Here is a 13,872-nt window from a genome sequence, read left to right as displayed (position 1 = left end):
CATTGTGCCAACGCTTTTACTATAGCTGGTTTTGAGTTGGTCAAATGACCCCCTGGGCGAGCATAGCATCGGCTACCCGAACGAAGCCGGCTATGTTTGCACCTTTGACGTAGTCAATATAACCATCGGCTTCCCGGCCATGCTCCTCACACGCTTGGTGAATACTGTGCATGATCTCGCGGAGGCGCAGGTCGACCTTTTCCGCGCTCCAGTTAAGCCGCATGGCGTTCTGTGACATCTCCAGACCGCTGACAGCAACGCCGCCAGCGTTAGCCGCCTTGCCTGGTGCAAAAAGAATACGGGCCGCGTGGAAGCAGTCTATGGCTTCCAATGTGCAGGGCATGTTGGCGCCTTCGGTCACACAGATACAGCCCCGCGCCAGTAGCTGCGCGGCATCGTCACCGTTGAGTTCGTTTTGTGTGGCGCAGGGCATGGCCACGTCGCACTCAAGGTGCCAGGGCGTGCTGTTGGGCAGGTAGGTCATGCCCGGCGCATTGGCCAATTCAGCCAATCTGCCGCGGCGGACATTTTTCAGCTCGGCGATGCTGGTCCATTGCTCCAGGCTGAACCCGTCAGCGCAATGCAGTGTACCGCCGGAGTCGGACAGGGAGATCACCCGGGCCTGCAGCTCGATCAGCTTGCGTGCGGCAAACTGCGCCACGTTTCCTGAGCCGGAAACGCAAACGCGTTTGCCGTTCAAGTCGAGGTTGCGCTGCTTGAGCATTTGTTCGGCGAAGTACACACAGCCGTAGCCGGTCGCTTCAGGCCGAACCAGGCTACCTCCGTAAGACAGGCCTTTGCCGGTTAGTACAGAGGTGAACTCGTTGCGCATGCGCCGGTACTGACCGTACAGATAACCGATCTCGCGCGCGCCAACGCCGATATCGCCGGCCGGGATGTCCACACTGTCGCCAATGTGGCGTGCCAGCTCGGTCATGAATGACTGACAAAAGCGCATGACCTCGGCGTCACTCTTGCCTTTGGGGTCGAAGTCGGCGCCACCCTTACCGCCGCCCATGGGCAGCGTGGTCAGCGCATTCTTGAACACTTGCTCGAAAGCCAGGAACTTGAGTACGCCCAGGTTGACGGTAGGGTGAAAGCGCAGACCGCCTTTATAAGGGCCGATGGCGCTGTTCATCTGAACTCGGTAGCCGCGGTTGACCCGCACCTGGCCACGGTCATCGACCCAGGGCACGCGGAACATGATCACCCGCTCTGGCTCCATCAGCCGCTCGATGATGCCGTTGTTCAAATAGGTCGGGTGCTCTTGCAGGAAAGGCCACAGGCTGCTGAGTACTTCTTCGGCGGCCTGGTGAAACTCCGGCTGATCGGGGTCGCGTAAACGCAAATGGGCCAGGCAGGCCTGCAAGGTGTCGGTCATGGATGAACTCGTACTTTAAAGGAGCGCAGACCCTATCAGAGTTGGCCGTGCGCGGCATAGCCCGCTCGTTGTCAGCGGTGGTAACAAAGTGATACCCAGGTACTGGAATGCGCAAAAAAACGGCGGGCTGGTTATCCAGTCCGCCGTTTGATCAGTCACGCCAAGCTCAGGCGAGTTTCTTGTAACGCACCCGGTGTGGTTGGGCGGCAGATTCGCCAAGGCGTTTCTTGCGATCTGCCTCAAACTCGGTGTAGTTGCCTTCAAAGAAGTTGACCTTGCCGTCATCCTCATAGGACAGGATGTGCGTGGCGATGCGGTCAAGGAACCAGCGATCGTGCGAGATCACGATAGCGGAGCCGGGAAAGTCCAGCAGTGCTTCTTCCAGAGCCCGCAGGGTTTCCACGTCCAGATCGTTGGAGGGTTCGTCGAGCAGCAGTACGTTGGCACCCTGTTTCAGCGTCAGGGCCATGTGCAAGCGTCCGCGTTCACCGCCGGACAGATCCTTGACGAATTTTTGCTGATCCGCGCCCTTGAAGTTGAAGCGGCCCACGTAGCCACGTGAGGGCACCTCATAGTTACCGACCTTGATCATGTCGAAGCCGTCAGATACCTGTTCCCACACGGTCTTGTTCCCGTCCAGCTCGTCACGGCTCTGGTCGACACTGGCGATCTTGACCGTGTCACCGATCACGATGCTGCCGCTATCGGGCTTCTCCTTGCCGGTAATCATGCGGAACAGCGTGGATTTACCCGCGCCGTTACCCCCGATCACGCCGATAATCGCGCCCTTGGGCACGGCAAAGCTCAGATCGTCAATCAATACGCGGTCGCCATAGCCCTTGCCAACGTTATTGAACTCGATGACCTTGTCGCCCAGACGCGGGCCTGCAGGGATGTAGATCTCGTTGGTCTCGCTGCGCTTCTGAAATTCCTGCGATTGCAGTTCCTCAAAGCGTTGCAGTCGGGCTTTGGACTTGGACTGACGACCCTTGGCGCCCTGGCGTACCCATTCCAGTTCGGCTTTCATCGCCTTGGAGTGCGAAGACTCCTGCTTGGCTTCCTGGGCCAGACGATTGGCCTTGGATTCCAGCCACTGTGAGTAGTTGCCCTCGAAGGGGATGCCGTGGCCACGGTCGAGCTCAAGAATCCAGCCGGCGACATTGTCGAGGAAGTAGCGATCGTGGGTAATGGCCACCACGGTGCCGGGGAAGTCATGCAGGAAATGCTCAAGCCAGGCGACAGAATCGGCGTCCAGGTGGTTGGTCGGCTCGTCGAGCAGCAGCATGTCCGGGGCTGACAGTAGCAGACGGCAGAGAGCTACCCGGCGCTTTTCACCGCCGGAGAGATGCTCGATGGTGGCGTCCCACGGCGGAATACGCAGCGCGTCGGCGGCGACTTCCAGTTGACGCTCGAGATTGTGACCATCACCGGCCTGGAGAATAGCCTCAAGCTTGGCCTGTTCGGCGGCCAGCGCATCGAAGTCGGCATCGGGCTCGGCGTAGGCGGCGTAGACTTCGTCGAGTCGCGACTGCGCTTGCTTGATCTCGCCAACCGCTTCTTCAACGATGTCGCGAACGGTCTTGCTCGGGTCAAGTTCTGGCTCTTGCGGCAGATAACCTATCTTGATGCCGGGCATTGGCCGCGCTTCACCTTCTATTTCGGTATCGACGCCGGCCATGATGCGCAGCAGCGTGGATTTGCCCGAGCCGTTCAAGCCCAATACGCCGATCTTGGCGCCTGGGAAAAAGGACAGGGAGATATCCTTGAGGATCTTGTTTTTCGGCGGTACAACCTTGCCGACGCGGTGCATACTGTAAACAAATTGAGCCATGTGCTGAAAACCTGACATAAGGAAGTGGAGCGCGCCCTGACCGTGGAGGTTCACGCGGGGTCTGGATTGCCCGCAAGGCTAGCCCAACTGGGCGTGCAGGGCAAATCCGCCGTAGCAATTGTTCGGACGGGCGGGTAGTGGCATGCTTGGCAATCAAATCGCATTTTTGCAAGTGAGCAGCTTGAATAACAATAAGAATTCAGACATCCAACCGCCGCTTGATCCCCCTATTGCCTCTCAGGTGACTCGCGCCCCCGGGTCCGGCTGGCAGTCGACCGGGGCCGGATTTCTGCTGATAGCGGTTGCCGGGCTGTTGTTGACCGGCTTGATGGTCTGGCAGGCGGCTCAGGATTACCGTCTGCTGCGCCTGCAGCATCAGATTCAGGTCGAGGAGTCAGTTTGGCTGACCGCAAGCCAGATTGCGCTCAATCTTGAAGTGAAATCCGCCGCGCTTTCCCAACTGCTTGACCAGATGTACGAGAAATCACCCGAGGCTGCGTTGCAGGCGGTCGAAGCGCTGCTTCCGGGGCTGCGTAATCTGACGCAGGTAAGCCCCCAGATACCTTATTTACAGGATACTGCGCCCACCTGGATGCCCTCGGTACGGGGTCTTAGTGTCAGCGGTCAGGCTTTTGCGCTCGACTCCGATCCGCTTAGCGGGTCCCTTCTATGGGTAGTTGACAGCCGCCGCCCCGGCTACGCCTGGGTGCTCGAAGTAGATGACCGGGACATTTCCGGGCTGGTATCTGCTCAACCTGCCCAGGGCTACGTATGGCTGCTGGAGGATGCCGGGCATGCCCGCGTCCTGGCCCGTCAACAGGAAGGCAGCCTGGTGTATCTGGATAACAAGGCGATGACCGCTCAGGAGCGCAGCCAGGTGGTGGTCAGCGCGCCTGTCGCCGGCAGCCTTTGGCAGGTGCGCGGCCTGGTTGAGCCCGACTACTATGTGCAGCAGTTGGGTCAGGTTATTCGTTTCAAGGTGATCGTGGTGGTCGGCTTTGTCGCCGTGCTGCTGCTGGTCGCGTGGATCCTGGCGCGTATGCGTCGGGCCAATCGTCGCCTGCTGGCCAGCAACTATGCTTCTTCCCGCGCGGTGGAAGACACCGAGCGCCGCTATCAGGACGTGTTTCAGGGGGTGGGTATTGCCCTGTGTCAGTTGAATCTGGCCGGGCTGCGCGACCGTCTGATACGTGAGGGCATCACCAGCCGGGAGACATTAGACGCCTGGCTGGACAAGCACCCCGCCGAACATAGTGAGCTACTCGAATGCGTGACCGTGGTCGATGCCAATCAGGTAACGCTCGATCTGTTGGCGCTGGATTCGATGAGGGGATTGGAGCGCATGCTGCATCGGCCTGATCGTATCCGCCGGGATACCGCCCGCTACCGGCTGATTCAAGCAGTGCTGGAGCGACAGCCGCGGCTGGAGATGGAGACGCCCCTGCGCTCGTCCACCGGCGCCGCCCGCTATGTCTGGGTCATTATGCGGTTGCCCGAGCGGGTCGAGGACTACCATGCGGTCACCATGAGCATTTCCGACATCACCAGCCGCCGCCGGGTGGAGTTGTCGATGGTCGAACGTGAACGCTTCTGGGCCGGGGTAGTGAAAGCGGTCCCGGATATCGTGTTTATCAAGGACATGCCGCGGCAGAAGTTTGTGTACAGCAACCGCTCATTGGCGCAAATGCTCGGCTACGCTGATGACGATCCGGAAGTGCAGGCAGAGGACTATCGTGACCGCCTGCTGCACCCGGATGATCTTGAGTCGATGCTGATCAATCGTAATCTGCAGCAGGTCTTGCCTGATGAAAAGGTTCAGGAGGCGCGACTACGCTGGCGTCATCGTGATGGTAGCTGGCACTGGTTCAGCTTGCGGGTCAAGGTGTTGTCGCGCTTGCCGGATGGCCGGGTCAAGCAGCTGATTGGCGTTATTCGCGACGTAACCGTGCAAAGCGAGTCCACCGAAAAATTGAAGACCAGCGAGCAGCGTTATCGACTGCTGGCGGAAAATATCAGCGACGTGATCTGGTCGACGGATGCTTCCTTCCGTCTGAATTACATCAGTCCGTCGGTAAAGCCCTTGCTGGGTTACGAGCCTGACGACCTGATTCGGCGAGGCTTTACCGATATAGTTGCCGGTGATGAGTATTCGCGATTCATGGGCCAGGTGCTCAAGTATCTGGCGCCGCTGGTGGGCGAGCCGGAAGAGGCGGCACGCCTGCAAAAAGAAGGCTTCTATCGCGAAACCACTTTTGACTGTATTACCGCAGAGGGTCGCAAGTGCCCTACGGAGTTACGGCTGTCTTTGATGTGGGGCGCGCAGGGTGAATTCCTCGGGCTGCTCGGCATCGCCCGTGACATCACCGAACAGCGCCGCACCGAGAACCGTCTGCGCATGGCGGCGACCGTATTCGAGAACACCACCGGGGCGATCCTGGTTACCGATCCGGCGGGCTATGTGGTTCAGGTGAACGAAAATTTCTCACAGATCACCTGTTTCAGTGCGGAAGAGATATTGGACCATACCCCGCGGCTGCTCGAATCCACCGTGCATGATGAGCGCTTTTATCCTGGCATCCTGCGCACGCTGCGCGAGCAAGGCCGCTGGGAAGGCGAGATATGGTTAAGACGCAAGAGTGGCGAGCAATTTCCGGCTTGGACTGGCATTACCGCAGTACAGGACAATGAAGGCGACCTGGTCAGTTATGTCTGCTTCTTTGTCGACATCAGCGAACGCAAGGCCAGCGAAGCGCGGATTGAAAGCCTGGCTTATTACGACGCCCTGACCGGGCTGGCCAACCGTACCCTGTTTCAGGACCGCCTGCGCACAGCGCTGCAGTTGGCAGAACGGCGCGATGAATGGGTCGCAGTATTGTTTCTCGATCTGGATCGTTTCAAACCGATCAACGACACTCTGGGCCACGCGGCGGGTGACGCCATGCTCAAGGAAGTCGCACGGCGTTTGCGCGAATGCGTGCGCGACAGCGATACCGTAGCGCGCATGGGTGGTGACGAGTTCACCATGCTGCTCGGCGGCCTCACCGATCGCGAGGCGGCGATGGGCGCGGGCATTCACGTCGCGGAAAAGATTCTCACTGCGCTGGCGCCGGCCTTCTGCCTGCAGGAACGTGAGTTTTTCATCAGCGCCAGTATCGGTCTGGCGCTGTATCCGCAGGATGGTCTGGAGGTCAGCTCGCTGCTGAAGAACGCCGATACGGCGATGTATCACGCCAAAGGCGCGGGTAAGGACACCTTCCAGTTCTACCAGGCCGACATGAATGCGCGGGCGCTGGAGCGATTGAGTCTTGAGGGGGATTTAAGGCGCGCACTGCAGGACGACGTGCTGACGTTGCATTATCAGCCGCAGTTCGACTGCGCCAGCCGCCGTTTGACCGGCGCCGAGGCGCTGCTGCGCTGGCAACATCCGGTGCACGGTGCCATCTCGCCAGCGGTGTTCATTCCCATGGCCGAGGAAATCGGCCTGGTCGGCGTGCTCGGCGAGTGGGTGATTGACCGCGCCTGCCGGCAGATGGCCGAGTGGCGCGATGCCGGTCACCATCTGCCACGCCTGGCCATCAACCTGTCCGCTCGGCAGTTTACCGAAGGCCGGTTGGCGGAGCAGGTGGGCAAGGTGCTAAAGCGTTACGCCATTGATCCTGCCACCATCGAGCTGGAACTGACCGAGAGCGTGCTGCTGCACGACGTCGAGGAGACCATGCAGACGCTCGCAGCGCTCAAGCAGCTTGGTGTGGAGATTGCGGTGGATGACTTTGGCACCGGATATTCCTCGCTGAACTACCTGAAGGATTTTCCGATCGATACGCTGAAGATCGATCGCAGCTTTATTCAGGCCATGCACGCTGGCAACCGTGATACGCGTCTGGCCAAGGCCATCGTCGCACTGGGCCGCAGTTTGCAGCTGCGGGTGATCGCCGAGGGGGTGGAGACGCTGGAGCAGTTGGGTCTGCTGGTCGGTTTTGGCTGCGATGAGGTGCAGGGCTACCTGTTAGGCCACCCGGTCCCTGCCGATAGCTTGCTCGCCGATCACCTGCTTCCGCGCATGAGTGCGGATTAGAGGCCGTATAGCCGGCTTGAAACGATTTTGTGTAATGCGTGAGCGCTTTTCATGTGCCACTCGCGGTCGCTTGCGTTAAAATACACGGCTTAATTTGAACGTCCTTGCAGGGGGCCGCGACATGTTTAGCCGTTCCAACGATATTGCTACCTTTGATGCCGAACTCTGGGCTGCCATGCAGCAGGAGGCCGTGCGTCAGGAAGATCACATCGAACTCATCGCTTCGGAGAACTACACCAGTCCGGCGGTGATGCAGGCCCAGGGTTCGGTATTGACCAACAAATATGCCGAAGGCTACCCAGGCAAACGCTATTACGGTGGTTGCGAGTTCGTCGATATCGCCGAGCAACTGGCGATTGACCGGGCCAAGGAACTGTTCGGCGCCGACTACGCCAACGTTCAGCCACATGCGGGTTCACAGGCCAATAGTGCGGTTTTCCAGGCGCTGTTGACGCCCGGTGACACTGTGCTGGGCATGAGCCTGGCACACGGCGGGCACTTGACTCATGGTGCTTCAGTCAACTTTTCCGGTAAGCATTACAATGCTGTGCAGTACGGCATCAACACCGATACCGGGTTGATTGATTATGATGAAGTCGAAGCGCTGGCTGTAGAGCACAAGCCGAAGATGATCATCGCCGGCTTTTCTGCCTATTCCCAGATTCTCGACTTTCCACGCTTCCGTGAAATCGCCGACAAGGTCGGTGCCTATCTGTTCGTCGATATGGCTCACGTTGCTGGTCTGGTTGCTGCTGGCGTGTATCCGAACCCGGTGCCTTTTGCCGATGTGGTCACTACCACTACGCACAAAACCCTGCGCGGTCCGCGCGGTGGTTTGATTCTGGCGCGTGCCAACGAGGCGCTGGAAAAGAAACTTAATTCTGCGGTATTTCCTGGCGGCCAGGGTGGCCCGTTGATGCATGTCATCGCGGCCAAGGCGATTTGCTTCAAGGAAGCGATGAGCCCGGAGTTCAAGACTTATCAGCAGCAAGTCGTCAAGAATGCCCAAGCCATGGCTGAAGTCTTTATCGGACGCGGCTTTGATGTGGTCTCAGGGGGCACGCAAAACCACCTGTTCCTGCTGTCGCTGATCAAGCAGGACATCACCGGCAAGGATGCGGATGCCGCTCTGGGTCGCGCGCACATCACCGTGAACAAGAACGCAGTGCCAAATGATCCGCGCTCACCCTTTGTTACTTCTGGCTTGCGAATCGGTACACCTGCCGTCACCACGCGTGGTTTTAACGAAGCAGACTGCGGCGAGCTGGCAGGCTGGATCTGTGACGTGTTGGAGAACATGGGTGACGAAGCGGTTATTGAGCGCGTTCGTACTCAGGTGCAGAACATCTGTGCACGGCTGCCGGTTTACACTGACTGACGCTTCCGTTCATTCCGAGACCCCCTTCAGCGAATCGCTGGCGGGGGTTTTTTTATGAGCTAGGATTAAGTTCATGGCGCTATTTTTATGGCGTGGAATTATTGACTTATTTTGTTACCATTACGCACCGTTTTTGTGCGGTCGGCCCGCGGGCGACTGGCAACAGTGAGGCAAGTTTTGCGACTACTAAAACAACAAAAAGGTACTGCCTGGTTTCGTCGATGCATGCGTGTGTGTCTGGCTGTCACCCTGTGGATGTTTCCCTGGCCGTTGATGGCTGGCCCAGAGCTGAACCCGCAGGCCGCTCGGCCAGTGGTTCAAGTTGGAATAATGCGTTTTCCCGAGTATTCCTATCAAAATGAGCAGGGCAAGGCGGTGGGCGTGATGGTGGATTTAACCCGGCTGTTGCTTGACCGTGCGGGTTATCGTTCGGACATCCGCATTCTGCCCAGTGCACGCATATGGCGCGGGTTGGAGGATGGCGAAGTGCATCTTTGGCCGGGTATCGTTAACAAGCCCGGTCTGGATGACCTGACTCTGTTGACCGAGCGAGATCTGACCCGGGTTGCCATCAATCTCTATTATTTGCCGGGGCAGCCCAAACCGGCTCTGCCCGAGGCTCTGGTCGGCAAACGGCTGATCCTTATTACCAATTACACCTACGTCAAATCCCTACTTGAACGTCTGCAGGACCCGGCTTTGGCAATGAGCTTCGATTCCAGCATGTCGCATGTGGGCGCGCTGGAAATGCTGCTGCGGGGGCGGGGTGATTTTCTGCTGAACTATCGCGCGCAGGTGGATCCACTGGTGGCCGGCATGGGGCTTGAGCCGTTGCCTCATATCGAACTGGCCGAGCACCCGATGCGCTACGTATTGTCGCGCCAGTCTGGGTTTGCCGAACAGCTTAAAGCGGATCTTGACCGGGCTTATGACGAGCTTGCAGCCGAAGGGGTAGAGCTGGACGTGGTAAAGCGTCTGCAACTGTTGCATGAGGGCGCAGCGCTGGAAAAGGGGCCGGAATGACCGGCCCCTCACCCTGTATGCTATTGCATAACGACTAGCGACGTAATTGCAATGTGCCGAGTGTCCGGCTGCGAACCTGTTTCAATAGTTCCGCATCCTTGATCAGCGACTGGCCATAGGACGGCACCAGCTCTTTCATCCGTGCTTGCCATTCTGGGCTACTGATACGGTCCTTGAAGCAGCGCTCAAGGACGTCAATCATCGCCTGTACCGCAGTAGACGCGCCAGGTGATGCGCCTAGCAATGCCGCCAGGGTGCCATCTTTGGCCGCCACGATCTCGGTACCAAATTCCAGCTTACCGTGACCTTGGGCATCCTTCTTGATGATTTGCACGCGCATGCCTGCATCCTGCAGCTTCCAGTTCTTCTCTTCCGCCTGGGGGAAGAAGTTGCGCAATGACGCGACTCGATCCTTGTGCGACTGGAAAGACTCGGCGATCAGATAGCGGGTCAGATCCATATTGTCTCTGCCCACGGCCATCATCGGCGCCACATTGTAGGGTTTGACCGAGGAAAACAGATCGAACACTGAGCCCTTTTTCAGGAACTTGGTAGTGAAGCCGGCAAAGGGCCCAAACAGCAGTGCGGGCTCGCCATTGATAATGCGTGTGTCCAGATGCGGCACTGACATCGGCGGTGCGCCGGTCGGTGCCTTGCCGTAGACCTTGGAATGATGCTGGCTGACGACATCCGGGTTTTTGCACACCAACCACTGGCCGCTGACCGGAAAGCCACCGTAACCTTCGCTTTCGTCGATGTGCGATTTCTGCAGCAAGGGTAGTGAGCCACCGCCCGCGCCGAGAAACACGAATTTGGCGTTAAGCATTTTCTCTTCGCCGGTTTTCTCGTCCTCAACAGCTACGCGCCAATGCCCGCGTTTGCTCTTCTTCAACGAGTTAACCGAATGGCTGAGCCACAGATCAAAATTATCTGTTTTTTCCAGATGCTTGACCATGCTCCGGGTCAGCGAGCCAAAGTCCACGTCCGAGCCAAAGTCCACCCGGGTCGCTGCCACGGCCTCTTTCGGATCGCGTTGGTTCATCACCAACGGCATCCATTCGCTGATTTGTGCAGCCGAATCACTGAACTGCATATCGGCAAACAGGTGATGAGCGCTGAGCAACTGATGCCGACGGCGCAGGAACTCGGTGTCCTTTTCGCCCCAGACAAAGCTTTGATGCGGAGTGGGGTTGATAAAGGCCGGTGGTTCCGGGAGAATTTTTTGCTCCACTAGGTAGGACCAGAACTGCAGGGTCACCTCGAAGGACGCATTGATTGCCAGCGCTCTGTCGATGGTGATGTTGCCTTCGGTGTCTTCAGGAGTGTAGTTCAGCTCACAGTAGCCAGCATGGCCAGTCCCCGCGTTGTTCCAGCCATCCGTGCTTTCGTGGGCAACGTGGTCCAGGCGTTCAACCAGGGTAATGGTCATCGCTGGATCCAACTGTTTGAGCAACATTCCCAGGGTGGCGCTCATGACGCCCCCACCGACAAGCAATACGTCTATGTTCTTTGCTGTCATTAACATGTCGCCTCTTGCATGAAAATCGGTATCGATAATACCGGTTTATCCACATGAGTGACATACACCGGCACTAGGCATAAGGTCTAACTTTTGGGTTTCACCGTTGCGTTGGACTCACTTTTGGCTATTTCCCCCGCATGGTTGGTATTCTCTATCTGGTTTGAGCTGTAGCAGATACTCAAGTGAGCAGAGCGTGGGGGTAATTTCATTGCAGCAGGTGATCGTGGTGGGTGGTGGCGTAATCGGCTGCCTGAGTGCTTTGTGCTTGTTGGAAAAGGGCTTTGCCGTGCGCCTGATCGAACGGCGACGCACCGGCCAGGAAGCGTCCTGGGCAGGCGGCGGTATCGTTTCGCCGCTATACCCCTGGCGCTACAGTCAGCCGGTGAGTGCATTGGCCGACTGGTCACAAGGCTTTTATCCGCAACTGGGTGAGGCGTTGGCGCAGGCAACCGGCATAGATCCAGAAGTCAGCCCCTGCGGTTTACTCTGGCTGGATCACGCTGAGCAAGAAGACGCTTTGCTCTGGGCTGCGGAGCATAAGAAGCCGCTTGGTCCGGTTGATAATGCTTTTATCTATCAGCAAGTCCCGCACCTGGCGCAAGGGTTTCAGCAGGCGCTATGGCAGCCCCAGGTTGCCAATGTACGCAATCCGAGGTTAATGACAGCATTGCGTACGCGTCTGCTGCAACATTCGAACTTCAGTTTGCTGGAGGATACCCCGGTAACCGGATTGTTGCTGAGCAGCGGCAAGGTGCAGGGCGTGCGCGCCGGTAGCCAGACATATCAGGCCGATTCGGTGGTGCTGGCCGCAGGCGCCTGGAGCGGTGACTGGCTAGCCGAGCTGGGTCTCGGGCTGCCTGTGAAGCCGGTCAAAGGCCAGATGATTCTGTACAAGACAGCTCCGGGCTGGTTACCAAGTATGGTGTTGTTTGATGGACGTTATGCCATTCCCCGGCGTGACGGCCACGTGCTGTTTGGCAGCACGCTGGAGCATGCCGGGTTCGACAAGCACACCACGCTCGAAGCGTTGGAGTCGCTCAAGGCATCAGCCATAGCTCTGTTACCAGCTTTGGCCGATCAGCAGCCCGTTGCTCAATGGGCAGGGCTGCGACCCGGATCGCCGGAGGGTGTACCCTTTATAGGTCCGGTACCCGGCTATGATGGTCTCTGGTTGAACACCGGGCATTATCGTAATGGCCTGGTATTGGCGCCGGCGTCCTGCCGGTTGCTGGCGGACCTGATGAGTGGCGCGCCAGCGATAATCGATCCGCGCCCCTACGCTCCTGCAGGCCGCGTGGAGCTGGCCGTTTAGTCTTCCATGCCGAGCTTTTTCAGCCGATAGCGTAACGAGCGAAAGGTCAGCCCCAGGCGTTTGGCCGCCGCAGTCTTGTTCCAGCGGGTTTCTTCCAGTGCCTGGGTAATGGCGGTGCGCTCGATGTTATCCAGGTAATCCTCAAGTGAATCAATCTGGGTCAGCGAGGGCTGCTGATTCTGGCTGCTGGCGCAGGACGCAATGTGGATATCATGAGTCTTGATCAGCTGGCCTTCACTCAAGGTAAAGGCGCGCTCAAGGATGTTCTCCAGTTCCCGCACATTGCCGGGAAAGCGGTAATTGCTCAGCCGCTCCAATGTTTCCGGGCTGACCGTGGACCCCGGCATTTCGTTGCGTACCGCCAGTCGGGCGAGTATATGCCGGGTAAGCAGCGGAATATCTTCGCGGCGTTCGCGCAATGGTGGCACGCGTAGTTCGATCACGTTGATGCGATAAAACAGATCCTGGCGGAAACGCCCGGCGGCCACCTCGGCAGCCAGGTCTTTATGTGTGGCACAGAGCAGCCGGATATCCACGGCTTCTTCCTGCTGGGTGCCTAGTGGGCGCACAGCCTTTTCCTGAATCGCGCGTAACAGTTTCACCTGCATGGCCATGGGCAGGTCAGCGACCTCGTCGAGAAACAGAGTGCCGCCTGAGGCCGCTTGAAACAGCCCGGGCTTGTCTGCGATGGCGCCAGTAAAGCTGCCGCGTTTGTGACCAAAGAATTCGCTCTCCATCAACTCGGAGGGAATTGCCCCGCAGTTGACTGGCACAAAGGGCTGTTCGGCCCGGGCACCCAGCGCATGAATGCGTCTGGCCACCAGCTCCTTGCCGCTACCGGACTCACCACTGATATACAGCGGTGCCTGGCTGCGGGCCAGCTTGGCAATTTGCGAGCGTAGCTGAATGATTGGCGGTGAAATGCCGAGGATCGGGTCAGCTTCATCCTCGGTGACGTTGTTTTGCTCGGGGTTGCTCAGGCTCAGGCGCAGGGCATTGCTGACCAGCTCGCGCAGGCGTTGCAGGTTCACCGGTTTGGTCAGGAAGTCAAAGGCGCCGGCTTTCAGGGCGCTGATGGCGGTGTCCAGGCTGCCGTAGGCGGTGATCATTGCGACCGGGGTCTGCGGATAATGCTGCTGGATATGCCGAACAATCGTCAGGCCGTCGCCGTCGGGCAAACGCATGTCGGTCAGGCACAGGTCGAACCGCTGCTTGCCGAGCTTATCCAGCGCCTGGCTCATGGTAGCGGCGCTGCAGGTGCGTACTTGCATGCGCTGCAACGTCATTTCCAGCAGTTCAACGATATCCGGTTCGTCGTCAATGATCAGTACCGTAAGGCTATTCATCGGT

8 protein-coding genes are annotated in these 13,872 nt (G+C 58.4%); 4 read left to right on the top strand and 4 right to left on the bottom strand.

Annotated elements, in window-relative coordinates:
• Window positions 1-40: 40 nt before the first annotated feature.
• A complete protein-coding gene (gene gdhA / locus EAO82_RS17705) occupies window positions 41-1,381 on the bottom strand; it encodes an NADP-specific glutamate dehydrogenase (RefSeq protein ID WP_096345113.1) in 1,341 nt (446 codons plus the stop codon).
• 166 nt (window positions 1,382-1,547) lie between these two features.
• On the bottom strand, window positions 1,548-3,212 hold the full coding sequence (gene ettA, locus EAO82_RS17700; protein WP_096345112.1) for an energy-dependent translational throttle protein EttA: 1,665 nt from the start codon (window positions 3,210-3,212) through the stop codon (window positions 1,548-1,550).
• 181 nt (window positions 3,213-3,393) lie between these two features.
• On the opposite strand from ettA, the gene EAO82_RS21135 reads away from it, so the two are divergent.
• From EAO82_RS21135 to EAO82_RS17685, 3 genes are all read left to right on the top strand, one after another.
• Window positions 3,394-7,287, top strand: a complete 3,894-nt coding sequence (locus tag EAO82_RS21135; protein ID WP_174959020.1) for an EAL domain-containing protein — start codon at window positions 3,394-3,396, stop codon at window positions 7,285-7,287.
• A 121-nt stretch (window positions 7,288-7,408) separates the two neighbouring features.
• Window positions 7,409-8,665 (top strand): serine hydroxymethyltransferase, encoded by a 1,257-nt coding sequence (glyA, locus tag EAO82_RS17690; RefSeq protein ID WP_096345110.1) that lies wholly within the window; start codon window positions 7,409-7,411, stop codon window positions 8,663-8,665.
• 225 nt (window positions 8,666-8,890) lie between these two features.
• Window positions 8,891-9,688: a substrate-binding periplasmic protein gene (locus tag EAO82_RS17685; RefSeq protein WP_096345109.1), complete on the top strand. Its 798-nt coding sequence runs from the start codon at window positions 8,891-8,893 to the stop codon at window positions 9,686-9,688.
• A 34-nt stretch (window positions 9,689-9,722) separates the two neighbouring features.
• Here the strand turns inward: EAO82_RS17685 and mqo are convergent, their stop codons facing one another.
• A complete protein-coding gene (mqo, locus tag EAO82_RS17680; protein WP_096345272.1) occupies window positions 9,723-11,207 on the bottom strand; it encodes a malate dehydrogenase (quinone) in 1,485 nt (494 codons plus the stop codon).
• Window positions 11,208-11,412: 205 nt separating this feature from the next.
• Between mqo and thiO the strand changes: the two genes are divergently transcribed.
• A complete protein-coding gene (thiO, locus tag EAO82_RS17675) occupies window positions 11,413-12,522 on the top strand; it encodes a glycine oxidase ThiO (protein ID WP_231703371.1) in 1,110 nt (369 codons plus the stop codon).
• Here the strand turns inward: thiO and EAO82_RS17670 are convergent.
• Complete coding sequence (locus EAO82_RS17670) at window positions 12,519-13,868, bottom strand: sigma-54-dependent transcriptional regulator (RefSeq protein ID WP_096345108.1); 1,350 nt, start codon at window positions 13,866-13,868, stop codon at window positions 12,519-12,521. The two genes, thiO and EAO82_RS17670, sit on opposite strands and share 4 nt — an antisense overlap.
• Between the last annotated feature and the right edge of the window lie 4 nt (window positions 13,869-13,872).

The sequence above is a fragment of the Halopseudomonas pelagia genome (assembly GCF_009497895.1).
GTDB classification, from domain to species: Bacteria; Pseudomonadota; Gammaproteobacteria; order Pseudomonadales; family Pseudomonadaceae; genus Halopseudomonas; species Halopseudomonas pelagia_A.
The sequence above is the reverse complement of the archived record's forward strand: the minus strand, read 5'-3'. Positions and strand labels throughout refer to the sequence as shown.

What these genes read in the sequence shown, in the direction of transcription:
- mqo (WP_096345272.1), bottom strand. Translation starts at nt 11,207, where the DNA reads ATGACAGCAAAGAACATAGACGTATTGCTTGTCGGTGGGGGCGTCATG.
- EAO82_RS17685 (WP_096345109.1), top strand. Translation starts at nt 8,891, where the DNA reads ATGCGTGTGTGTCTGGCTGTCACCCTGTGGATGTTTCCCTGGCCGTTG.
- EAO82_RS17670 (WP_096345108.1), bottom strand. Translation starts at nt 13,868, where the DNA reads ATGAATAGCCTTACGGTACTGATCATTGACGACGAACCGGATATCGTT.
- ettA (WP_096345112.1), bottom strand. Translation starts at nt 3,212, where the DNA reads ATGGCTCAATTTGTTTACAGTATGCACCGCGTCGGCAAGGTTGTACCG.
- gdhA (WP_096345113.1), bottom strand. Translation starts at nt 1,381, where the DNA reads ATGACCGACACCTTGCAGGCCTGCCTGGCCCATTTGCGTTTACGCGAC.
- glyA (WP_096345110.1), top strand. Translation starts at nt 7,409, where the DNA reads ATGTTTAGCCGTTCCAACGATATTGCTACCTTTGATGCCGAACTCTGG.